The following is a 23158-nucleotide window of genomic DNA, read 5'->3' on the forward strand; positions in this document are numbered from 1 at the left end:
ACATGAAGGAGGTGCTGCTCAACGGGAAGAGCAAAGCGTTCTTATTGAACTCGGCGCCTTTCATCCCATCGCGCGATTCCTCGGCGGTGTAATGAGCCGCGCCGAGATCGAGCAGAGCGTGAGCCGAGAACCAGCTCGGAACGAAGGAGTAGCCGAGATCGGTCTGGAGGCCGAAGGAGTGAATGGTGGCCTTGCTCTCGATGCCTTGGCCGAGGTCCTTGTTCAATCCCTGATAATCGTAGAAGCCGCGCAGCGCGAGGGTCAACTTGTCATCGAAGAAACGGAACCGCGGGCCGGCTCCGATCTTGAAGTTGAGACCGCCGTGATCGACACCTTGCTCGTTGCCCAGGTCGCGACCGCCGTAGCCAAGGTCAAGCTTGACCGACCAGCTGCCGGGGTCTGCGGCCACGAAAGCCGGCGGAGTTTTATCGGGACTAGGAGCAGCGGCAACCGGAGCGGCAGGGGCCGCGGCCTTGGCATCCGCTTTCACCTCGACCTTCGCGGTGGCGTCAGCGGCCGGCGGAGTCGCCGGCGGAGTGGCGGAAGGGGCGGGAATAGTACGTGCGGTCATTGCGTCAACCTCCTGCTAGAAAGCATGATTCGCTGGCAGAGGACGTCCAAATCCTCTGCGGCGGCGTTTCGGATTCTGCGGGAGAGTTAACGAATGAATTCGAAAACTTGAGATGGTCTTGTCAACCGGTGTGCCCCCCGCATCTCGCTTAACTTATCGGCAAAAGAAAAAAAAGTTGCGTCGATTCGCGAGAATCGTCGGCGGCCAAAAAAAACCCGATCTTTCCTGACGAAAAGATCGGGCTGAAATTCGCGCGAAATCGGCCGGAATCAACCGTTCTCGTCGATGCTACTGCCGCCGCCCGGAGGAGGCTCGGCATCGGGCCGGCGGGCCGGCGGAGGACCCGCATCGGGGCGACGCGTCGGCGAGGGATCGATCATGCTCGGATCGAAGATCAAAGGCGGAGCTCCGGCATCGCGGTCGCTCGAAGGCGGATCGGTGCGGGCCGGCGGATCGGTGCGAGTCGGCGGGTCGGTCCGAGTGGGTAGATCGGTGCGGGCCGGTGGGTCGGTGCGAGTCGGAGGATCGGTCCGAGTGGGTGGATCGGTCCGGCGTTCGCGCCGGGTCCGGCGACGACCTCCGGGGATCGGGTCTTCGGCGCTCACGGTGATGCTGTCGCCGTGGTCTGGTAAGCCGTTAAAATGGTCGACGACTTCCTGGGCTTGGCGAACCGCCGTCGAGGCCTGACGCCGAGCCTCAGTTTGCCAGGCCGTCATCTCGCGGACCAGACCGTCGGCGGTGGCCCGCTCCTCGCCGCTCAGGGCCGCGGCAGCGGTCTGGGCTTGGGTGAGGGCCTGCGAAAGCTCCTGGTAATGTTCAGTGGCGCCCAAGGCCTGGGTAGCGGCCTCGGAGGCGTAGAGCCGCCGGTTCCGCATGTCGTCCGCGCTGCGTCCACGAATCCCCTGATAAAGTCCGCGGGCACTGGCCACTTGGGCGCTCCAGCTGGCGACCAAGCCGCGAAGCTCCGAAGCCCGCTCATGCCCCTGCCGCACCAGGGCCAGGCCTTGAGGGGCCGTCTCGGCCGGCACGGTTCCCCCGCTGGTTTCGGCGGTTTCCGAGCTCGGTGGCCGCTCCGCCGGCTCGGCCGGCCGGGAAGCCGCCGGCCGGGAGTTGCCGGTGATCAGGTTATAAACCGACACCAGATCGACCCCGATCCCGACCTGGAGAGCCGAGATGTTGAGACCGAAATTGAGCGGTTCGCCATCGAGGACATTGAAGCTGGGGTTGACGCCCGGGAGGTTATTATAACGAAGGAAGATGCCGAGGGCCCCCTGCAAGGTCGAAATTCCGAGATCGGCTCCAAAGCTGAAGGTCCAGGAATCGATGGGCAGGAGCTGGGCATTGCGGGTGAAAACCGCCCCGCAGCTCATGCCGTCGGCGCATTCCGAGGCCCCGACGTGGGTGGCGCCGAGCTCGATACCGCCGGTGAAGCGGAGATTTCCGCCGAAGAACTGGGCGCCCAAACGGCCATGACCCAAAAGCGACTGATAATGAAGGCTGCTGGTGATCCCTGAGCCTAAGCCCCGGCTCAAGCCGCCGAAGGAGCCGGCCACCCCGGCCTGGGCGAAGAAAGTGTCGTTGAAATGGTATTCGATACCGCCTTCAGCTCGGCCATACCCGCCAAAGTGGTCCAAAACTTGGCCATTGCTCAAGTCCATCCATGCCATGCCGCCTTCCAAGGCAATACGGGGCCGTAGGGGATTGGGAGCGGAAGCGCTGGCATCGGGCCGGGGAACGCCGGCATCGGCGGAAGCATCGGCCGGCGCCGAAGCGTCGGCAGGCGCGGAAGCATCAGCCGGAACCGAAGCATCGGTTCTAGCAGCATCGGGGGAAGTGCCGGCATCGGCGGAACGAGAAATCGGGGGAGTCATTGGGGGGCCTCCTTAGAGCCTTTAGCGCTTAAGGTGCCCCCGAAAGCGTGGAACTATCGCCCTGTTTATCGGGTCGGGGGGTCAACAGTTGCCATCAAATTTTGAGGCAACTTTCGCCGCACTCGGCCGAGAAGCCCATCAAGGCCTAAAACCCTAGTTTTTACTCGCTAAATAGCCATCGGCGTTCCCCTCGGGAGGAACGATCGTGACTAGAGACAAAGCGAAAGGGAAATTCGATATGCGCAAGCTCCTGCTCCTCCTCTCTATGGTTGTCTTGACCGCCGCTCTCTCCTTGCCGGCTCAAGCCACCGTCGACAACACCACTTGCTCGGTCCTCACCGGCGAGGATCATCCCGACGGCCCCGGCTTCAACGAGCTGCGCCGCAAAGTGGTCGAAGGCTTCAACCGCCCTCAATTCCGGATGTGCACCGAGCTGATCAAATTTGCCAACGGCATCAAGGTGGACCTGAAGGCTCCGCTCAATATCAACAATGATAGCGATCTCGATTGCGCGGCCGGTTCCGGCAAGCCGGCGGTTTGCGGCGACGGCTGGGGCCTGATCGTCGACGGTTCGGGCGGCAGCATCGACGTCACCCAATCGGGCGGCGATTGCGCCATCGAAGTCAACGCCAGCCGGGTCAAGATCACCGGCTTGAGCATCACCGCCACCAGCGAGCAAGTCGCGGCCGGCAAGGTTCTTTGCGACAAGGGCAACCACAACGATTTTTCGGGCGTCACCATCAACGGCCAGAACCCCAACCCGACTCCCACGCCGACGCCGACTCCGACGCCCACTCCCAGCGCCACCCCGACGCCGACCCCCGAGGTCAATGTCCCCGGCGATTTGGTCGCGGTCAACGATCCGACCAGCACCGCCGAAGCGCTCAAGGTCCTGCTGACCTGGACTTATTCCGAGCCGGGCGATGGCAGCAATGGAGGCCTGGTCTCCTTCAATAACAATATCTCCCAATACTTCCAGGCGAGCCGGGGCTATACCGCTTTTCTCACCAAGAACACGGCTCACCGGGTCATTTTGAACCGCCAAGGCCTGGTTTCCCAAGTCGATCCGGGCGATCTCGTGGCGGATCCGGGCATCTTCGTTCCGGTCATCCCCGACAAGCCCTATGTTTTCCAAATCGAGCGGGCCACCAAGGAAGGAGCCTCTTGCGGCACCTTCTCCCAAATCGATGAGATCAACGGCAAGAACTTGAGCTATCAGGACACTGCCGTCGTCGAGAAGACCACCTATTGCTACCGAGTGCGGACCAAGCAAGACGCCCTTCAATCCGAATACTCCAATGTCGCCGAGGTTCGGACGCCCGAGGTGGCTTTGCCGGTCCCGACCCTCGACCAAGCCACCGGTATCAGCGAGAGCGTGGTCTTCCTGTCCGGCGGAGTGAACAATCCCGACGGCCTGTTCGGTGTCCGCATCGAGCGCGGCAACGCCTCCTGCGATCCGGACAGCTTCGCCGAAGTGGGTCCGGCCACCATCGCCGGCCTATTCTTCTCGCTGGCCGACACCGGCCTGACCGCCAACACGACTTACTGCTATCGCGCGGCCACGGTCAGCGACGAGGTCATCCCGGACCTCGGCAACAACCTTTCGCTTTACTCGAACACCAAGACCGCCACCACCTTGGACACCGGCGCCACTCCGCTGCCGACTCCCTCGGTGACTCCGCATCCGACTCCGACCGCCACCCCGACGGCGACGCCGACCGCAACGCCGACGGGCACTCCGAATCCCGATCCGGACGGCGACGGAATCCCCAACGGCACCGACAACTGCCCCAGCGTCGCCAACGCCGATCAGGCCGACTTGGACGGCGATAACCTGGGCGACGTCTGCGATCCGGATGCCGACGGCGACGGGGTCTCCAACACCGACGAGGCGGCCCATGGCACCGATCCGCTGGATGCCGACTCCGACGATGACGGCGTCAACGATGACAGCGACAATTGCCCGACCGTCGCCAACGCCGATCAAAAGGATACCAATGAAGATGGACGCGGCGACGCCTGTCCGGGCGCGACCCCCGATCCGAGCACCGGCCTGCCTCCGGGCGGCGCCATCGGTGGCGGCGGTGGTTTCTGCAGCCTCTCGCTGCATGCGGCCGGCAGCGGCCTGCCCTGGCTGACGATGGGCCTTTTCGCCCTCGGCTTGGGCTGGAGAACCCGCCGCCATCGCGAATAGTCGTTTCGCTTAATCTCCCTGTCACCGCCGCGGCGAGGTTTTCCTCCCGCGGCGGTTTTTTTATTGCCACCCTCCCCCCTCGCGGGGGAGGGTGATTTCGCCGCAGGCGAAATCGGGAGAGGGGGCGCGGCCAAGCAAGCATTCCCTTAACAACTTCTCCCAAAGGGCTCCGATAAATCATTTGGAATCTTCAAGGATTCCGCGGCCTTCTTGCCGCAATGCGGCGAACGGGCTCATAAGGAGATTTTCGATGCGGTGCCGTGCCCTTGTCCTCTCAGCGTTTTCCCTCAGCTTTCTCGCTTTTTCCCTGACCGCTCAAGCCACGGTCGACAACCGTTACTGCGAGGTCAAATCGGCCTCCGACAGCACCGAAGATTTCAACAGCCTGCGCCGCAAGCTCGACGAGGGCTTTAACCGCACCGGCGACCAAGCCCGGATGTGCACCGAGAAGATCAGTTTCGACGGCGAGCAAAACGGCGGCTCCTACAGCCTCAACCTCGGCGGCCCGCTCTCGATCTCCAATCCGACCGACTTGGACAAGGACGGCGACGGTTGGGGCCTCATCATCGACGGCTCCAGCGCCCTCAACGTCGAGATCCACGCCGAGGGACTCGGCTCGGAATGCGCATTTTCGGTCGACGCCAACAAAGTCAAGCTGACCGGCATGACCGTTTACGTCAGTCAGTTGAAAAAGGCGGTCTGCAAGGCTGAAGAAGGCCTCGAGGTCGATTACAGCGGCTTGACCATCATCGCCGCCGACGATCCGGACAAGGACCACGTCGCCAATGAAGACGACAACTGCGACGACCGATTGAACCCCGACCAAGCCGACACCGACGAAGACGAAGTCGGCAATGCCTGCGACAACTGCCCGACCGTCGGGAACCCCAACCAAAACGACAGCGACGGCAACGGCATCGGCGACGCCTGCCAGCAGGAGCCGACGCCGACCCCGACTCCTTCGCCGACACCGACCCCGACTCCGACTCCGACGCCGCCGCCGACCCCGACTCCCAGCCCGACCGGCACTCCGGTTCCGACCAACACGCCGAGCCCGTCTCCGACCGCGACTCCCTCCGAAACCCCGATCGTGAGCACGCCGCCGGCCGACCCCAATGACAGCGATTCCGACGGCGTGGCCAACGCCGACGACAATTGCCCGAGTATTTCCAACGGCGATCAAGTGGATGAAGACGGCGACGGCATCGGCGACGCCTGCGATCCCAGCGCCACCGGCAGCAATCCGGGACCCACCGACGGCGGGAGCGGCACCACGGTCGACCTCGACTCCGGCAGCAACAGCGGTTGCACCCTGGGCGCCGGCGAAGCCGGCGGGCTCTTGGGCTCCCTGCTTTTCCTAGCTCCGGCTGCGATGGGATTTTTCCTAAGACCGCGCCGCAAGCGCCTTTAGCCCGGTCTTGGCGATCCGATCCATGTCGCCAATCAACTCTTCCATTAAGTCGAAAGCTCGGCGGTGATGCACGAGCGAGGCTGATTGCCCGGCCCACAGTGGCATGAGATCGTCGCGGCCCTTGGCCGCCATCGCCGGCTTGATCTGCTGCAGCAGCCAGCCTTGGGCCGGATACCGGCAAATCTCGCCGTCTCGCCCCCTCATTTCGCGGATGAAGCGGTTCTCGATGCCTCGGGCCAAGCGGCCGGTAAAGGCCCGGGTCAGCGCGGTATAGCGGGCTTCGTAAGAAAAGAGCTTTTCCTTGTGATGGCGGTTGGCGTTCGACTCCTCGCAGGCCAAAAAGGCCGTCCCGATTTGAACCCCCGAAGCTCCCAATTCCAGCGCCGCCCGGATCCCCCGGGCGTCGGCGATGCCGCCGGCGGCGATGACCGGAGCCCGCACCCGGTCGACCACTTGGGGAATCAGCGAAAAAGTGCCGATCAGCGAATCCTCCGCCGGCCGCAAAAAGGAAACCCGATGCCCGCCGGCCTCGAAGCCCGAGGCGACGATCAAATCGACGCCGGCCTCGTCCAAAGCCATCGCCTCATCCAAGGTGATGGCGGTGCCGATGGTGGCGATGCCGAGCCGGCGGCACTCGGCCAAAATTTCCTTGGCCGGAATCCCGTAGACGAAGCTGAAAACCGGCGGCCGGGCTCGCAGCAAGGCTTCGACCTGGGCCTCGAAACGCTGGCCGAATTGCGCGGGATAGGCCGGCTCGGGCACTTCCAGCTCCCGGAAATACGGGCGGAGCGCGGCCAAGCTTCGCTCGAAGCTCTCCTGGGTGGGAGCGAAGCCGTCGCCGTCGTGATCCGAAACCCAGAGGTTGACGGCGAAGGGCTTGGAAATCTGGCGGCGAATGTCGGCGACCAGCTCCTCGATCTGAAGGGGGGGCAGGTGGTGGGCTCCAAAGGAGCCCAAACCACCTGCATTCGAGACGGTCGTCAGCAATTTCGTCGAGGAAAGGCCGCCGCCGAAGGGACCCTGAACGATGGGATATCTCAAGCCCAATCGACGGCTGACCTCGGTATCATTCCACATGGGCGGCCTCCTTTACGCGGCCGCTTCCTTGGTGATCAGACCTTCGGCCTTCAGGGCCTCCTGGACCTTGGGCCGGGCGCCGATCCGCGCCATGTACTCCTTCAACACCGGGAACTCGGCCAGGTCGATCTTGAGAGGGATGGTCCAATTCAAGACCGTGAAGAGATAGGCGTCGGCGACGGTGAAGCGGTCGCCCATCAGGTATTTCTTCCCTTGGAGCTGTTCCGAAAGAAATTTGAAGTGGCGCGCCAGCTTCTTCCGGTAAAACTCGAGGGTCTCTTCGCTGAGTCCATAGAAAAAAGGGCCGAAGCTCTTGTGTAGCTCGGCCGAGATGAAATTCAGCCATTCGTTCAAGCGGACCCGCTCGAAGCTGCCGGGCTGGGGGACCAAGCCGGATTCCGGCTTTTGGTCGGCCAGATATTGAACGATCGCGGCTCCTTCCGAGAGAATCTCGCCGTTGTCGAGCTTCAATTGAGGAACGTAAGATTTGCGATGAACGGCATTGAAGTCGTCGCCGTTTTCGGTTTTCTTGCTTTTCAAATCGACTTTCTCGAGATCGAAGTCGTAACCCGCCTCGCGCAGCACGATGTGGGGGGAGAGCGAACAAGCTCCGGGAGAATAGTAGAGTTTCATAAGCCGCCCTTTCTTGGGGTTGGTTAATTTAATAAACTCTGTTCCATTTATGCCTATTGGTTGCTATAAACAAGTAGGTACTTTAAAGTAACTAGTCACTGGAAGGAAACGGATGAAGGATATTCGAGAATACAGCGAGATGCGCTGCCCGATGCACGGCCTGCTCTGCCTGCTCAACGGCCCCTGGACGGTCTACATCCTGTGGCTGATCCGGACCCATGGGCCGCTTCGCTTCGGCCAGATCCGCAAGAATATCCCGGCGATTTCGGCCAAGGTCCTGACCAATCGCCTGCGGATGCTCGAAGAGGCCGAAATCCTGCGGCGCCATCAGGAGGCGACCATCCCACCCAAGGTGACTTACAGCTTCACCGACCGGGGCCTGGAGCTCAACGATTTGCTCGACAAGATCAACGCTCTGGCGATGGCCTGGACCCGAAGCTCGCCCAAGAACAAGCCCAAGGCCAAAGCCTCGTAGGGGCGACCCTTGCGGTCGCCCTCTCCAGGGCAGCCGCAAGGGCTGCCCCTACCGCCCCCGGAAATCTTTCCCCAGCTCGGCTTTCAGAAAATCCAGCAGCTCTTGGGCGGTGATCAGGCCCAGCACCTTGGCTCCCTCGGTCACGAAGAGAGTCAGCTTGCCGCGCTTGATCGTTTCAAGGGCGCTCCAAGCGCTGGTCTGGGGGCCGACACTGAGATCGCGCCAAGCCGGATTGGAGAAATCCCCGACCGTGGCTCGTTGCCAATCGCCCCATTGGACCTCGCGGAGGCGGTTGGTCTCCAAGAACCCGACCAGCTCGCCGGAATGGGTGACCGGATAACAGGAAAAGGTCGCGATCTGTCCGATCCGGTTGGGCAGCTCGCTCAAGCGCTCCTCGGGGTGAAGCTCGATGAAGGAGGTCTGCATGAGGCTTCCGACCGGAGTTTTCTCCAGGGCCTTTTTGAGAACGACCTGCTCCTCGCTGGCCCGCGAAGCCTGCTGGAGGAAAAACCCGATCATGATGTACCAAAGGCCGCCGAAAGTCCGGCCACGGGCGATGGCGAAAACACCGTAGGCCACCAAGAGCCAGCCGAAGCCCCAGCCGATCTTGGCCGCCACCTTGGTCGCCCAATCATAATTTTTCTTGATCGCCCACAGCACCGAGCGGAAAACCCGGCCGCCGTCGAGCGGAAAGGCCGGCACCAAATTGAAGGCCGCCAGCATCAAGTTCATGAAACCCAGATAATAAAAAATGAGCTGAAGGGAGCGGTTGCCGTCGCTCAAGTCGATCCAGTGATGCAAATAGAAGAAGATCAGGCCCAGCACCCCGCTGGCCAGCGGACCCACGATCGACATGAAGAATTCGACCTTGGGCGAGGCGGCCTCCTCCCGCATCTCGGCCACGCCGCCGAAGATGAACAGCGTGATGCCGTCAATTTTCATCTTGTAATGCCGCCCGACCACCGAATGGGCCAGCTCATGGAAAAGAATCGAAAGGAAGAGCCCGACCGCGGCGACGAAGGCCATGGCCCAATAAGCGCTCACCGGCATGCCGGGGTGGTTCACCGGAAAAAAACCTTGAGCCAAGCTGTAGGTCACCAAGAGAACGATGACGAGCCAGCTCAAATCGATTCGAATCGGAAAACCCAGCAGTTTGAAGATTTCAATCCGTTTACCGAACACCGTGACTCCGCAAATTGTTCACCCGAGGCCCAGCTTGCTGCATCGAGTCATTTTTTTCAAGAATTTCAGGAACTTGTCTTTTAAAACGCGGGACCTTAGAATCCGGCTTAGAGGTGTCCAATGCCCCGAGTCGTTCTGGAGAATTTTTCCGTCGAAGGGCTGTCGATCCTCGATCCCGACGGCCGCGCCGATCCCGAGCTCGAGCCGAAAATTCCCGACGCCCAGCTCAAACGCATCTTTCAAGACATGCTCCTGGCCCGAGAGTTCGACCTTCGCTCGATCGCGATGCAGCGGCAAGGCCGAATGGGAACCTATGCGCCGGCCACCGGTCAAGAGGCGATCCCGATCGCGGTCGCGGCGGCGCTTCAGCCGGGAGACTGGGCGGCGCCTTCCTTCCGCGAGCAAGGGCTCTTTCTCGCCCGGGGGCTCAAGCCTTCGACGCTCTTCCTTTTCTTCATGGGCAGCGAGGAAGGCAACCGCCTGCCTCGGCGCTACCGCACCCTCCCCTTCTGCGTGCCCTGCGCCACCCAAGTCCTCCATGCGGTCGGCTTGGCGATGGCCGCCAAGTACAAGAAAGATCCGGCGGTGGTCGCGACTTTCTTCGGCGACGGCGCGACCAGCGAGGGCGATTTCCACGAGGCCATGAATTTCGCCGGGGTCTACCGGACTCCGAATCTCTTCATCTGCCAAAACAACCAGTGGGCGATCTCGACCGCCCGCGAGGCCCAAACCCGCAGCGCCACCTTGGCGCAAAAGGCCTTGGCTTACGGCTTTCCCGGACTGCAGGTCGACGGCAACGATGTGCTGGCGGTCTACGCCGCGACTCGCGAAGCCGCCGACCGGGCCCGCAGCGGCGGCGGCCCGGCGCTGCTGGAGTGCCTGACCTATCGCCTCGGTGTCCACACCACCTCCGACGATCCCAGCCGATACCGCCGCGAGTCCGAGGTCGAAGCCTGGCAGTCCAAAGATCCGATTTTGCGCTTCGAAAAATATTTGCTGGCCAAGGGCGTGATTCAGGACGGCGACCGTGAACGATGGACCGCCGAGCTGGGCGAGCAGCTCAAGACGGCGGCGGCCGAGGCCGAGGCGATCTGCCGCAATTTGAGCCCCGACGAGATGTTCACCTACATGTATGCCGAGCTGCCGGAGTTCCTCAAAACCGAGCGCGAGGAGGTCCTGTCGTTGAGCTCGGCCTTGGAAGTCCCGGGGAGGGCCCATGGATAAGGTCACCTTGGTCCAAGCGGTCAACCAAGCCCTGCAAAAGGCGATGCAGGAGGACCCCAATGTCCTGCTGCTGGGCCAGGATATCGGACGGGCCGGCGGGGTTTTCCGAGCCACTGAGGGGCTTTTGGAGCGCTTCGGCGCGGAGCGGGTCCTCGATACGCCATTGGCCGAGGCCGCCATCCTCGGCTGCGCCGTCGGCATGGCGCTTTACGGGCTCAAGCCGGTGGCCGAGATGCAATTTTCCGGCTTCGCCTATCAAGCCTTTCATCAGGTCGAACAGCACGTCTCGCGTTACCGCAACCGAACTCGGGGCGAATTCCCCTTGAGCATGGTGATTCGGATGCCTTACGGCGGCGGCGTGCGGGCCTTCGAGCACCACTCCGAGAGCCGCGAATCCTACTATGTCCACACCCCCGGCTTGAAGGTCGTCATCCCCTCGAACCCCCGCGATGCCTACGGACTGCTGCAATCGGCGATCCGGGACCCCGATCCGGTCGTCTTCATGGAGCCGAAGCGAATCTACCGGAGCTTCAAGGAAGCCTTGCCGGTGGAAGAAGAGACGATTCCCCTCGGCCAAGCCAAAATCGTCCGGCCGGGCGAGGAGCTCACGCTGATCAGCTACGGCGCGATGATGCCGGTGGCGTTGGAAGCGGCCGACCAGCTGGGGGCCGACCACTCGATCGAGGTCATCGATCTGCGGACCCTTTCGCCGCTCGACCGGCCGTCCCTCGTCAACTCGGTGAAGAAGACCGGACGGGCGGTGGTGGTGCATGAGGCGCCTCGGCAGCTGGGCATGGGGGCGGAGATTTCGGCGCTCTTGATGGAGGAAGCCTTCCTCTATTTGAAGGCACCGGTGGCCCGAGTCAGCGGCTATGACGTCATCATGCCCTATTACCAGCTGGAAAATGAGTATCTGCCCAGCGTCGGAAGGGTCGTTCAAGCCATTCGCGAAACTTTGACTTATTAGATTTTGTTTGAGTCATCGGTCATCTTGGGCGACCCTTGTCTTTGTCTAGCCGGAGGTGAATGGTGGCCCAAGAATTCCGTTTTCCCGATCTCGGCGAAGGCGTCGCCGAAGGTGAGCTGGTCAAGTGGTTGGTCAAGGAAGGCGACGAGGTCAAAGAAGACCAGGACGTCGCCGAAGTCGAAACCGACAAGGCCTTGGTCAATATCCCCTCGCCCTACTCGGGCAAAGTCGCGAAGCTGCATTTCAAGGAAGGCGATAAGGTGCCGGTCGGAGCGGTGCTGATGAGCTTCGACGGCGGCAGCGGCGCTCCGGAGAAAAAAGAGGAACCGAAGGAAGAGCCGAAGAAGGAAGAATCCAAGAAAGAAGCGCCGCCCGAAGAAAAAGCCCCCGCCGAGGAGAAAGCCGAGCCGAAAGAGAAAAAGCCTCCTCCGGCCGAGGCCAAGCCGGCCGCCAAAGAGCCCCAGCTGCCGGTCCTCGCCACCCCCCATGTCCGCAAGCTGGCCCGCGAGCTCGGCATCGACATCGAGCAGGTTCGGGGCAGCGGCGAAAACGGCCGGGTGACCGAGGAAGACCTGCGCGGCTTTTCCAAACCCAAGGCCGAAAGCCCGGCCAAAGCCGCCGAGGCGCCGGCCAAGCCCGTCGCCAAAGCCGAGGCGCCGCCGCCCCAGGAAGAAAGCTTCGGGCCGGTCGAGCGCATTCCGCTCAAGGGCATCCGGCGGAAGATCAGCGAGCACATGCTCCAAGCGGCCGATCAGGCCGTCATGGTCACCCACATCGACGAGGCCCGAGTCGACGCCCTGCTCCAGCTGCGCAAGGAAAAGAAGAAATACGCCGAGGAACGGGGGGTCAAGCTGACTCTCCTCCCCTTCCTGATGAAAGCCTGCGTGATCGCCCTTAAAAATTATCCCTACCTCAACGCCAGCCTGGTCGGCGAAGAGATCGTCCTGCGGCGCTATTTCCACTTTGGTTTCGCGGTCGACACCGAGGCCGGATTGATGGTGCCGGTGATCCGCGACGTCGACCAGAAGAGCATCCTCCGCTTGGCGGCCGAGCTCTCCGACTTGAGCGAAAAGGCTCGCGACCGCAGCATCGCCCGGGAGAATCTCCTCGGCCATAGCTTCTCGATCACCAATATCGGGAGCATCGGCGGCCGGGCCTTCACCCCGATCATTCACTATCCCGACTCGGCCATCCTGGGCCTGGGCCGGACCTACGAGGCGCCGGTCGTCGCCGACGGCGAGATCAAGATCTCCAACCTGCTCCCGCTCTGCCTGACCTTCGATCACCGGGTCACCGACGGCGCCACCGCCGCCCGCTTCGTCAACGAGATCATCAAGTACCTGGGGGATCCGGACCTTCTCCTGCTCGACGACGGGGAGGCCTGAGGCATGGTCGTCGGCAACCTTTCCGAATTCACCGAAACGGTGGTGATCGGGGCCGGCCCCGGCGGCTACGTGGCGGCGATCCGTCTGGCTCAGCTCGGCAAGGAAGTGACGCTCGTCCACAACGAAAACCTGCCCGGCGGCGTCTGCCTGCTCCGGGGCTGCATCCCCTCCAAGGCCTTGATCGAAGCCGCCAACTTCTACCGCCGGCTGGGCCGGGCCGCCGACTTCGGGATCGAGATCGGTTCGGCCAAGGTTGACTGGCTCAAGCTCTTGCAGTGGAAGGACGGGATCGTCGAGAAGCTCGGGAAAGGCGTCGAAACCCTGCTCAAGCAAAACGGCGTCGCCACCGTCCGCGGAACGGCCGTCTTCGAGGATGAAAAAACGCTGGCGATCCAAACCGACGGCGGGCTCCAACGCTTGAGCTTCGGCAAGGCCGTCATTGCCGTCGGCAGCCGGCCCCGGTCCCTACCGGGAATGAATTTCGACGGCGAGCTTATCCTTTCCTCCGACGACATCTTACGGCTGCCGGAAATTCCGGCCAGTCTCTTGGTCGTCGGCGGCGGCTACATCGGGTTGGAGCTGGGCCAGGTGTTCGCCAAGCTCGGCTCCCAGGTGACGATCGTCGAGGCCTTGCCTGAGCTATTGAGCGGCCTGGAAGGCCCCTTGGTCCGTCCGGTCAAACGGCGATTGGAAGAGCTGGGCGTCGAGATATTCCTGAAAACCCAGCTCGAGAGCGGAAAGGCTCAGAACCGTGGCGTCGACGTTCATCTGAAGCCGGCCGAGGGCCAAGCCTTCGACCGTCGCTTCGATCGAGTCTTGGTCGCGATCGGCCGGGTTCCCAACAGCGACCGGATTCAAGCCGCCAAGGCCGGGCTAAAGCTCGACCCAAAAGGCTATATCGCGGTCGACCGGCGCCAGGCCACCAACCTGCCCCACCTCTACGCCATCGGCGACGTCGCCGGCGGCATCCAGCTCGCCCACAAGGCCAGCCGCGAAGGCGTGGTCGCCGCCGCCAATATCGCCGGCCAGCCCGATGCCTTCGACAACCAGGTGCCGGCGGTGATCTTCTCCGACCCCGAGATCGCCTACGTCGGGATGAGCGAGAGCCAGGCCAAAGAAAAAGGCATCGAGACCAAGTCGGGCATGTTCGGATTCGGGGCCAACGCCCGGGCCATGACCCTCGACGACGCCGAGGGCTTCGTGAAGACGGTGGCCGAAAAAAAGAGCGGCCGCCTGCTCGGGGTCCAGATGGTCGGCCCCCACGTCTCCGACCTCATCGCCGAGGCGGCCCTGGCCCTCGAGATGGGCGCGATGGCCGAGGACCTGAGCCTGACCATCCACCCCCACCCCACGCTGAGCGAGGCCCTCCACGAGGCCGCCGAATCGGCGCTCGGCCTGTCGATCCACCGCTACGAGAAGCGTGGCAAATAGTTAAAATTATTAGTATTTATATTATATATATAATGTATATACATTGTATTTGCCTAAAAGGCCGGATTGAAAAGGAAATAACAAATGAGACCGGTCACCGAAAAAGTTATCCAACGCCTGGCCTATGAAAAACTGTTGCTTGCGAACAAAATTCAGCCGCTTCGCAAAAAAATTACCCTCGAAGAATTCCTCGAAGCGGCCAAGGAGAAGCCGCGGATTTACAGCGCCCTCGCCGCCATACTCCTCCATAAGCCCAGAGTCTTCGACCGGCTCACCCGCGATTTGAGGCGGCATCCCGAGATCCAAGCGTTCGTCGACGAGCTTTTTCTTGAAACCCGGCCTAAAGCCAAGCTCTTCGGCCACGACAAGGCCTTCTATCAAAAGAGCGCCCGGACTTTTAAGGATTACCTCGAAAGCCAAAAGGCCAAGCGGAAGTCCCGCACTCTCCTGATCCGGCTCTCCGAGGAGGATCTCGAAGGCCTCCAACTCCTCACCAAGCAATTGGGCACCGGCAGCGTCTCCGAGACCATCCGTCGAATCGCCGGAGAAAAATTGCGGAAAGCCGATATCCCCTCCCCCCTTTGAAAAAGGGGGGGATCGAGGGGGGATTTATAACGGTGGCATCTTCACGAACTCACGGGGTGAAATGCCGCGAAGGGGGGGTGAAGATCTGCCCGGATTACACCCCTTCCCGCTTCGCCCTGAAATGCTCGAAGCGGTTCAAGGCGTTGAGATAGGCCTTGAGCGAGGCCTTGATGATGTCGGTGTCGGTGCCGACTCCGCGGACCTCGCGGCCATTGTCCTTCAAGGCGACGAGAACCTCGCCCTGAGCGTCGGCCCCGCCGGTGATGGCCTTGATGTTGAAGCCCGAAAGCTCGCCGGAGAATTGGGTGATCCGCTTCAAGGCCTTGAAAGAGGCGTCAACCGGGCCGACGCCCTTCTCGGAATCGGTCTTGGCTTGGCCGTCGATCTCGACCGTCACCTCGGCCTGGGGCGAGCCGTCGGAATCGCTGGTCACGCTGTAGCTTCGCAAGCGGTAGCGCTCCTCGCCTTCCTGCCGTTGCTCGAAGAGGATCACCTCGATGTCGTCGTCGAAGATTTCCTTCTTCTTGTCGGCCAAGGCCTTGAAGGCTTCGAAGACTTTCTCGAATTCGGCTTCCTCGAGCTCGTAGCCGAGCTCCTGAAGCCGCTGGCGGAAGGCATGGCGGCCCGAGTGCTTGCCCAAGACGAGCTTGGACTGGCTCCATCCAACCGACTCCGGCGTCATGATCTCGTAGGTCATGTTGTTCTTGAGCATCCCGTCCTGGTGGATCCCCGACTCATGGGCGAAGGCGTTCTCGCCGACCACCGCCTTGTTGGGCTGGACTTGGACGCCGGTGATGAGACTCAAGAGCTTGCTGGTGTGATAGATCTGCTCGGTCTTGATCCGGCTGTCGCATTGGAAGAGCTCGCGCCGCACCTTGAGGGTCATGACGATCTCTTCCATCGCCGCGTTGCCGGCCCGCTCGCCGATCCCGTTGACCGTGCACTCGACTTGACGGGCGCCGGCCCGGATCGCGGCCAAGCTGTTGGCGACGGCGAGACCCAAGTCGTTGTGGCAGTGAACGCTGATCACCGCCTGCTCGATGTTGGGCACCGTCTTTTTCAAGTGGGTGATGAGGCTGAAGAACTCCTCGGGATAAGTGTAGCCGACGGTGTCGGGGATGTTGACGGTCCGGGCGCCGGCCTCGATCACCGCCTGGATCACCTCCGACAAGTAGGAGCGGTCGCTGCGGGTCGAATCCTCGGCGCTGAACTCGACGTTGGCCGTGTAGGCGGCGGCATGCTTCACCGCCGCCACCGCGTCCTTCAAGACCTGGTCCCGGCTCTTGCCGAGCTTGTGCTTGAGGTGGAGATCGCTGGTCGCGATGAAGGTGTGAATCCGCGGGTCCTGGGCCTCGCGGATCGCGTCCCAACAGACGTCGATGTCCTTGAGGGTGGCCCGGGAAAGGCCGGCGACCGAGGAGCCCTCGATCTCGCGGGCGATGGCCTGGACCGCCGCGAAGTCGCCCTTGGAGGCGACCGGGAAGCCGGCCTCGATGATGTCGACGCCCAATTTCGCGAGCTGGCGAGCCATCCGGAGCTTTTCGTCCAAGTCCATGCTGCAGCCCGGCGATTGCTCGCCGTCGCGGAGCGTCGTGTCGAATATTTTAACGATGTCCATTTCGAATCTCCTGCGATTGTCATTCGGTGTAGGGGCACCCCTTGCGGGTGCCCGATCTGGGGCGAAGGCAATCTCCTCGCCTTGGGCACCCGCAAGGGGCGCCTCTACGTGGATGACAGTCGTTTTCAATATGCCGCAAGCACCGGACGCAAGTCCAGTCGATCCCGCGTCACGGCTTGGGGCCGTTGTTAGCTGTCTTTGTGGTTGGTGATGAGCCGCAGGTTGTCCTGCGGCATGGGGGTGGTGTCATTGGGCGCGCCGCCCAGCAGCAGCTCGGAATCGCCGCGGTCGCGGCGGGAAAAATGGAAGGCTTCCTCGATGAGGCCCGAAGCGACGTAGGCCAAGGCGATGAAGAAGATCATCTCCGAGGGCGCCGCCGCCACCACGAAGAGCACACAGGCCAAGAAGACCAAGGCGAAGAAGGATTCCTTGCGCTTGAAGTTGATCTTCTTGAAATTGCGATAGGGAACGTTGCTGACCATCAACAGCGCCAAGCCGATGCTTAAGCCCAAGAGCAGGACGCTCGAAACCTCGACGTCGCCTTTCCAGCGGTGATGGAAGATGATGTAGGAAGCCAAGACGTAGGCCGCGGTCGGGATGGGCAGGCCTTGGAAATGCTTCTTCTCGACGTCCGAAATCTGGACATTGAACCGGGCCAAGCGAAGCGCCCCGCAAGTGAAGAAGAGGAAAGCCGCAGCAAAGCCGATCTGGTTGAAGTGATCGAGGGTCCAAGTGTAGGCCAAGACCGCCGGAGCCAAGCCGAAGCTGGCCAAGTCGCAGAGCGAGTCGTACTCGATGCCGAAATCGCTGTGAGTCCGAGTGAGGCGGGCCACCCGTCCATCCAGGGCGTCGAAGACGCCGGCCAAGAGGATCATCCAGGCGGCGAAGAGATGATCGCCCCGGATCGAATGGACGATCGACACGAAGCCGCAGAACAGCGAGGCGGTCGTGATCATGTTGGGAAGGATATAGATGCCCTTCCGAATACCCACTCTTTTGACTCGAACGTTGCTCATGAAACCATCTTCGCCAGCGCCGTCGCGCCGGCGTTCACCTTATCTCCGGGCTTCACCAGGACTTCCCAATCCGGGGGCATGCAAACTTCCATGCGGGAGCCGAAACGGATCATGCCGTAGCGCTGGCCGCGCTCCACCGGCACATCCTTGGGGAGATAGCAGACTATCCGCCGGGCCACAAGTCCCGCGATCTGGACGAAAGCCACGGTTTTGCCGGTTCGGGACCGCATCACCACCGCGTTCCGCTCGTTCTCCAAGCTGGCCTTGTCCAGGCTGGCCACGAAGAATTTGCCCGGAAAGTAGTGGATTTCCTTCACTTCTCCGTCGCAGGGGATCCGGTTGACGTGAACGTTGAAGGGGCTCATGAAGATGCTCACCTTGCGGTGCTTTTCCTTCACGTAGGGCCCGGTCTCCAACTCCTCGATCTTCAAAACCGTCCCGTCGGCCGGGCTGACCAAGAGCGAGGGGTCGCCGGGGGCCTGTCTCGGCGGATCGCGGAAAAAGTTGAGGCAGAAGAGGAAGGCGGCTCCGAAGACCAAGCCCAGCGGCCAGAAGAACCAGCCGCCGACCACCGCCAGCACCAAGCTGATCAGGAGAAAGGGATAGCCCTCCACCGCCAGGTAGGGAAAAGGCCCGCCCTTCATGATATTGCGGGCTTCAGACATTCTCTTCCTTGGCAGGCTCGGCCGAGAAGGCCATGAGGACGTTCTTGCCCTTCTGCATGGCGATGTTGCCGGTGCGGACGACCTCGAGAATCTCGAAAGGCTGGAGCTTCTTCAAAAGGGCCTCGTTGGCGCCGTGCTCGGCGACCACCTCGAGGATTGAGGTCCGGGGATCGCTGGAGTCGATCACCCGACCGCCGGCCTCGGCCGCGATCTTGCCCAGTTCGGCCTTGTCCTTGTCGCCGACCCGCACCTTGACCAGCATCAGCTCGCGGCGGACGCAATCCTCGCTCGAGACGTCGACGACCTTGATGACGTCGATGAGGCGGTTGAGCTGCTTCAGGATCTGCTCGATGATGGTGGCGTTGCCGTGGGTGATGAGCGTCATCCGGCTGATCCTGGGATCGGGCGTCGGCGCGACCGAGAGCGCGTCGATGTTGAAGCCGCGGCCGGCGAACATGCCGGAGACCCGGGCCAAGACGCCGAACTCGTTCTCGACCAAGACGGAAATGGTGTGGGTTTTCTCGTGCGAGTTCATTTTATGCCAATACGATGTCGCTGACGGCGCCGCCCGCCGGCACCATCGGATAGACGTTGTCTTCCAGGGTGGTGACGAAATCGATCACCACCGGTTTGTCGCGGACCTTGAGGGCCGCTTCGATCACCGGCACCACCTCGTCCTTGACGCTGGCCCGCAGCCCGACCGCGCCGTAAGCCTCGGCCAGCTTGACGAAATCGGGCTGGGTGTTCATGTCGACCTCGGAATATCGGTTGTCGTAGAACAGCTCCTGCCATTGCCGAACCATGCCGAGGAAGCGGTTATTCATGATCGCGATGATGACCGGCGTTTTCCATTCCACCGCCGTCGCGAGCTCCTGGATGTTCATCTGGATGCTGCCGTCGCCGGTGATGCAGATCACGGTCTTGTCGGGATAAGCAAGCTGGGCGCCGATCGCGGCCGGGAAGCCGAAGCCCATGGTGCCCAAGCCGCCGGAGGTGCACCAGCGGTGAGGCTCTTTGAAATGGTAGAACTGGGCCGCCCACATCTGGTGCTGGCCGACGTCGGTGGTCACGATCGCCTCGCCCTTGGTGAGCTGGTAAAGCATGTCGATGACGTATTGGGCCCGGATCTCCTTGGGCCCCTGTTGGTAGCCCATCGGGGCCTTTTCCTTCCAAGCCTTGATCTGGTCCCACCAGGGCTGAATCTGCTGGTGGTATTTCCGGAGGAAGGCCGGATCGGCTTGGGCCAGCTGGATCATGTCCTTCAAGACGCTCTTCACGTCGCCGACGATCGGCACGTCGACCGGAACGCTCTTGCCGACGTTGGCCGGATCGATGTCGATGTGGATCTTCTTGCTGTTCTTGGAGAACTCGCTGAGCTTTCCGGTGACCCGGTCGTCGAAGCGGGCGCCGATCGAGAAGAGCACGTCGCATTCGTTGATCGCCATGTTCGAATAATAGGTGCCGTGCATGCCGAGCATGCCCAGGCTCTGCTCGTCCAAGCCGGGAAAGGCGCCGAGGCCCATCAAGGTCATCGCCACCGGAATCTTGGTCAAATCGGCCAGCTGGCGCAGCTCGGCCGAGGCCCGGGCCAGCACCGCCCCGCCGCCGACGTAGAAAAGCGGGCGCTTGGCGGTCTTGATCAGATCCCAGCCTTTCTTGATCTGACCGGGATGGCCCTGGCTCACTGCCCGTGGCGAGCGGACCTTGACCTGGTCGTAAGGCAGAATCTCGGCCTGATGGAGCTGGAGGTCCTTCGGAATGTCGACCAGCACCGGACCGGGCCGGCCGGTGACCGCAATATGAAAGGCCTCTTTCATGATGCGCTGGAGGTCGCGGACGTCTTTCACCAAATAATTGTGCTTGGTGCAGGGCCGAGTGATCCCGACGATGTCGGCTTCTTGAAAAGCGTCGTTGCCGATCATCGGCAGCGGAACCTGGCCCGAGATGACCACCATCGGAATGGAATCCATATAAGCCGTCGCCAAGCCGGTCACGGTGTTGGTGGCGCCGGGCCCCGAGGTCACCAAGGCGACGCCGGGCTTGCCGGTCACCCGGGCATAGCCGTCGGCGGCATGAACCGCCCCCTGCTCGTGCCGGACCAGGACGTGGCGGATCTCGGGCGCCTTGTAGAGCGCATCGTAGACATGGAGGATGGCGCCGCCGGGATAACCGAAGATCAGGTCGACTCCCTCGTCCTTGAGGGCCTGGATGAAAATTTGAGCACCGGTGAGCTTCATAGGAAAATTAGCTTTATGCTAAGTAAATCAAAGAAGTCAAAGGGGTTCACCCTCCCCCCTCGCGGGGGAGGGTGGCCGAAGGCCGGGAGAGGGGGCGTGGCGTTAAAAGAGTGCTTGCTATGCCACGCCCCCTCTCCCGCCCCTTCGGGGCACCCTCTCCCGCGAAGGGAGAGGGTCAGGATTTCCGCAGCTTGTCTAAAATATCTTCTATTCTTGTTTTTCCCTTTAATTTATCGACCTGTAGACGTTTTTTCTCAACCTTCTCTTCATTGGTGAGAAAGGGCTTTTTCTCCAGCTTCTTCAAGCTCGCCTCCAGCTTTTGATGCTTCGACCAAAGCGTCTTCAGCTCGGCGTTGGAATCGAGGTGGCTTTCGAGCAAGTCCAGGTCGCGGGCATTCATGGTCCCTCTCCTTCTTGTTCGCTTTTCCGGTGGAGCCGGTTCTCCGCTTCGGAGACCCTGAGATACTCGGGCTTCAGCTCGGCCGCGGTCAGGGCCTTTCCCTGCTGGAAAAGCCGGAGCCCGAGCTGGCCCAAAGCCGCCGGGCTGACGTGATCGTAGCGCCCTTCCTCGACCCATTCCAAATCCGAAATTTCGGCCAGCCGATTTCCGTAAGCCGCAACCGCATCGCCGACCAAGAGCTTCCGGCCCGACAAGCGGCCGAGGGTCTCCAGCCAAAGCTCGACCGGCCAAGCCCGGTCGGCTTCCAGCGCCACCGGGTAGATTTCGTCCCTCGAATAAATGCCGGAAAAGACCTCGCCGCAGTGGGCATCGAGGCAAGGGACGACGTATTCGGCATTCTCCAAGAGCGGAAAGGCCAAGGCCGCCAAGGTCGAGATTCCGGCCACCGGCTTGGGGTGACGGGCGCAAAGCCCCTTCACCGTGCTCATGCCGATGCGCAGCCCGGTGAAGGAGCCGGGGCCGATTGTCAGGGCGTAAACATCCACGTCCTCCAGCCTCCATCCCGCCGCCTGGAGAGCCGAGTCGATCGAGGCCAGCAGGGTCTCGCTGTGCGAGGCCGGCTTCAAAAGCAAGCTTTCGTGGAGCAGATCTTCACCGTGAAGGGCGGCGACGCCCTGGCTGCGTCCCGAGGTGTCGATGGCCAGAAGACGCAAGGGCTCCGCCATTAGAACAGGCCCTTCACCTTGTCCAAGATACCTCGGAAGCCCCAGACCGAGTCGATGTCGTTGACCGTCACGACGACCATCAGAGTGAGCAGCAGGAACATCCCGACTTGCTGGGCGACCAATCGTTTTTTCATCGAGAGCGCCCGGCCGGCGATCCCCTCGTAGGCCATGAAAAGCAAATGCCCGCCGTCGAGCACCGGGATCGGCAATAGATTCAAGACCCCGAGCTGAATGCTGAGGAAAGCCAGCAGGTAAAGGAAGTTGCCCAAGCCCTGCTCGGCGGCCTTGGCCGAGATCTGAGCGATGCGCACCGGGCCGCCCAGATCCTTATAGGAAGCTTTCAAGGTGACCAGGTCTTTCAAGACCTTAAAGGTCAGGCCGAACAGCATGAGGTTTTCGCGCACGCCCTTCCGGAAAGCCTCGGCAAAGCCGTATTTCAGCTTTTGGTAATTCTCGGGATTGCTGCCCTTGGCCACGCCGATGACGTACTTCTTGAGCTCGGCATTGTAGAGCGGAACCGCCTTCAGCTCCTTTTCTTCGCCGTCGCGCGTCACCTTGAGGGCGATTTCCTTGCCTTGGGAAGCGTTGACCTTGTCGGCCATTGCCGGCCAGTCGGCGATCGCTTGGCCATTGATCGCGACCACCCGATCGCCGATCTTGAGACCGGCGGCCTCGGCCGGCGATCCCGGCTGGAAGCCTCCGACCACCGGATCCATGTCGAAGAAGAAGATCGGCTCGAGACCGACGTAGGCGCCACCGCCTTCGGCTGGGGTCAGCTGGACGGTCTTGTCGATCAGCTGATCGCCCCGCTTCACCTTAAACTTGATTTCGCTGCCGGCGGGCTTGGCGATGCCCTTCAAGACCTTGTCCCAAGAAGCGACGTCCTCGCCATCAACTTGGACGATCAAATCGCCCTTTTCGAAGCCGGCCGAGGCTGCCGGCGTCTCGGCTTGGACGCCGATCAGGGTGGGCGCCTGGCGGAGGTATTTCGGCTCTTGGCGGCCGACCATGAACACCAGCGGCATCAGGATGAAAGGCAGGATCAGGTTCATCGCCGGCCCGGCCAGGACCACTTGGATGCGGGCCCAGAGCGGCTTGCTCGAGAAGGCCCGGGGATCGTCGAGCGGCACGATCTCGCCCTCCTCGAAGTCCTCCTGCCCGCTCATTTTGACATAACCGCCCAGGGGCAAAAGCGAGAGGCAGTATTCGGTCTCGCCGATTTTGACGCCGATGTGGGGGCCGAAGCCGAGCGAGAAGCGCTCGACCCGGATGCCGTTGGCCTTGGCGACGAGGAAGTGGCCGAGCTCATGGATGAAGATCAAGAGGCCTAAGCCTAAGATGAAATATAAGATGGTCATAGTTCTCTTCTCTTACCCCCCTTTGAAAAAGGGGGGACAAGGGGGGATTTGACGGATTCGGCAAAGCAACCCAGATGCTGATCGCCGACGCTTTAAATCCCCCCTACCCCCCTTTTTCAAAGGGGGGTTCTTA

The 23158-nt window shown here is 61.9% G+C and carries 21 protein-coding genes; 8 read left to right on the forward strand and 13 right to left on the reverse strand.

The window, feature by feature from the left end:
* A partial coding sequence (locus VJR29_04650; protein HKY62690.1) for a hypothetical protein occupies nt 1-571 on the reverse strand: 571 nt, incomplete at its 3' end.
* Nucleotides 572-840: 269 nt separating this feature from the next.
* Nucleotides 841-2442, reverse strand: coding sequence for a hypothetical protein (locus tag VJR29_04655; GenBank protein ID HKY62691.1), 1602 nt, complete (start codon nt 2440-2442; stop codon nt 841-843).
* A 238-nt stretch (nt 2443-2680) separates the two neighbouring features.
* Between VJR29_04655 and VJR29_04660 the strand changes: the two genes are divergently transcribed.
* Both VJR29_04660 and VJR29_04665 read left to right on the forward strand, forming a co-directional pair.
* Entirely contained in the window at nt 2681-4636 is a 1956-nt protein-coding gene (locus tag VJR29_04660; protein HKY62692.1) for a thrombospondin type 3 repeat-containing protein, read from the forward strand.
* Between the two features lie 250 nt (nt 4637-4886).
* Nucleotides 4887-6047, forward strand: a complete 1161-nt coding sequence (locus tag VJR29_04665; protein ID HKY62693.1) for a thrombospondin type 3 repeat-containing protein — start codon at nt 4887-4889, stop codon at nt 6045-6047.
* Here the strand turns inward: VJR29_04665 and VJR29_04670 are convergent.
* Nucleotides 6021-7124, reverse strand: coding sequence for a nitronate monooxygenase (locus tag VJR29_04670; GenBank protein ID HKY62694.1), 1104 nt, complete (start codon nt 7122-7124; stop codon nt 6021-6023). The two genes, VJR29_04665 and VJR29_04670, sit on opposite strands and share 27 nt — an antisense overlap.
* A gap of 12 nt (nt 7125-7136) precedes the next feature.
* Nucleotides 7137-7757: a glutathione transferase GstA gene (gstA, locus tag VJR29_04675; GenBank protein HKY62695.1), complete on the reverse strand. Its 621-nt coding sequence runs from the start codon at nt 7755-7757 to the stop codon at nt 7137-7139.
* A gap of 112 nt (nt 7758-7869) precedes the next feature.
* On the opposite strand from gstA, the gene VJR29_04680 reads away from it, so the two are divergent.
* Nucleotides 7870-8232 carry a helix-turn-helix domain-containing protein gene (locus VJR29_04680; protein ID HKY62696.1) on the forward strand — a complete coding sequence of 121 codons (363 nt, stop codon included), beginning with the start codon at nt 7870-7872 and terminating at the stop codon, nt 8230-8232.
* Nucleotides 8233-8280: 48 nt separating this feature from the next.
* On the opposite strand, the gene VJR29_04685 is transcribed toward VJR29_04680, so the two are convergent.
* Complete coding sequence (locus VJR29_04685; protein HKY62697.1) at nt 8281-9414, reverse strand: site-2 protease family protein; 1134 nt, start codon at nt 9412-9414, stop codon at nt 8281-8283.
* Between the two features lie 120 nt (nt 9415-9534).
* Between VJR29_04685 and pdhA the strand changes: the two genes are divergently transcribed.
* The 5 genes from pdhA to VJR29_04710 all read left to right on the forward strand — a co-directional run bounded on the left by pdhA (nt 9535) and on the right by VJR29_04710 (nt 15006).
* On the forward strand, nt 9535-10638 hold the full coding sequence (pdhA, locus tag VJR29_04690) for a pyruvate dehydrogenase (acetyl-transferring) E1 component subunit alpha (GenBank protein ID HKY62698.1): 1104 nt from the start codon (nt 9535-9537) through the stop codon (nt 10636-10638).
* Nucleotides 10631-11605 (forward strand): alpha-ketoacid dehydrogenase subunit beta, encoded by a 975-nt coding sequence (locus VJR29_04695; GenBank protein ID HKY62699.1) that lies wholly within the window; start codon nt 10631-10633, stop codon nt 11603-11605. Before pdhA ends, VJR29_04695 begins: the two co-directional genes overlap by 8 nt.
* A 59-nt stretch (nt 11606-11664) precedes the next feature.
* Nucleotides 11665-12990 carry a dihydrolipoamide acetyltransferase family protein gene (locus tag VJR29_04700; protein HKY62700.1) on the forward strand — a complete coding sequence of 442 codons (1326 nt, stop codon included), beginning with the start codon at nt 11665-11667 and terminating at the stop codon, nt 12988-12990.
* Between the two features lie 3 nt (nt 12991-12993).
* Nucleotides 12994-14421, forward strand: a complete 1428-nt coding sequence (gene lpdA, locus VJR29_04705; GenBank protein ID HKY62701.1) for a dihydrolipoyl dehydrogenase — start codon at nt 12994-12996, stop codon at nt 14419-14421.
* An 84-nt stretch (nt 14422-14505) separates the two neighbouring features.
* Entirely contained in the window at nt 14506-15006 is a 501-nt protein-coding gene (locus VJR29_04710) for a hypothetical protein (GenBank protein ID HKY62702.1), read from the forward strand.
* Between the two features lie 94 nt (nt 15007-15100).
* On the opposite strand, the gene VJR29_04715 is transcribed toward VJR29_04710, so the two are convergent.
* The 8 genes from VJR29_04715 to rseP all read right to left on the reverse strand — a co-directional run bounded on the left by VJR29_04715 (nt 15101) and on the right by rseP (nt 23025).
* Nucleotides 15101-16624: a 2-isopropylmalate synthase gene (locus tag VJR29_04715; protein HKY62703.1), complete on the reverse strand. Its 1524-nt coding sequence runs from the start codon at nt 16622-16624 to the stop codon at nt 15101-15103.
* Nucleotides 16625-16812: 188 nt separating this feature from the next.
* Nucleotides 16813-17640 (reverse strand): CDP-diacylglycerol--serine O-phosphatidyltransferase, encoded by an 828-nt coding sequence (gene pssA / locus VJR29_04720; protein HKY62704.1) that lies wholly within the window; start codon nt 17638-17640, stop codon nt 16813-16815.
* Nucleotides 17637-18305, reverse strand: a complete 669-nt coding sequence (locus VJR29_04725; GenBank protein ID HKY62705.1) for a phosphatidylserine decarboxylase family protein — start codon at nt 18303-18305, stop codon at nt 17637-17639. Before VJR29_04725 ends, pssA begins: the two co-directional genes overlap by 4 nt.
* Nucleotides 18298-18840, reverse strand: coding sequence for an acetolactate synthase small subunit (ilvN, locus tag VJR29_04730; GenBank protein HKY62706.1), 543 nt, complete (start codon nt 18838-18840; stop codon nt 18298-18300). The genes VJR29_04725 and ilvN overlap by 8 nt, the downstream gene beginning before the upstream one ends.
* 1 nt (nt 18841) lies before the next feature.
* Nucleotides 18842-20542 (reverse strand): biosynthetic-type acetolactate synthase large subunit, encoded by a 1701-nt coding sequence (gene ilvB, locus VJR29_04735; GenBank protein HKY62707.1) that lies wholly within the window; start codon nt 20540-20542, stop codon nt 18842-18844.
* Nucleotides 20543-20717: 175 nt separating this feature from the next.
* Nucleotides 20718-20942, reverse strand: coding sequence for a DUF465 domain-containing protein (locus tag VJR29_04740; GenBank protein ID HKY62708.1), 225 nt, complete (start codon nt 20940-20942; stop codon nt 20718-20720).
* Nucleotides 20939-21667, reverse strand: a complete 729-nt coding sequence (gene tsaB, locus VJR29_04745) for a tRNA (adenosine(37)-N6)-threonylcarbamoyltransferase complex dimerization subunit type 1 TsaB (protein HKY62709.1) — start codon at nt 21665-21667, stop codon at nt 20939-20941. The genes VJR29_04740 and tsaB overlap by 4 nt, the downstream gene beginning before the upstream one ends.
* Complete coding sequence (rseP, locus tag VJR29_04750; protein ID HKY62710.1) at nt 21667-23025, reverse strand: RIP metalloprotease RseP; 1359 nt, start codon at nt 23023-23025, stop codon at nt 21667-21669. Before rseP ends, tsaB begins: the two co-directional genes overlap by 1 nt.
* Nucleotides 23026-23158 lie beyond the last annotated feature (133 nt).

This window comes from bacterium, assembly GCA_035281585.1.
Classification (GTDB): domain Bacteria; phylum UBA10199; class UBA10199; order DSSB01; family DSSB01; genus DATEDP01.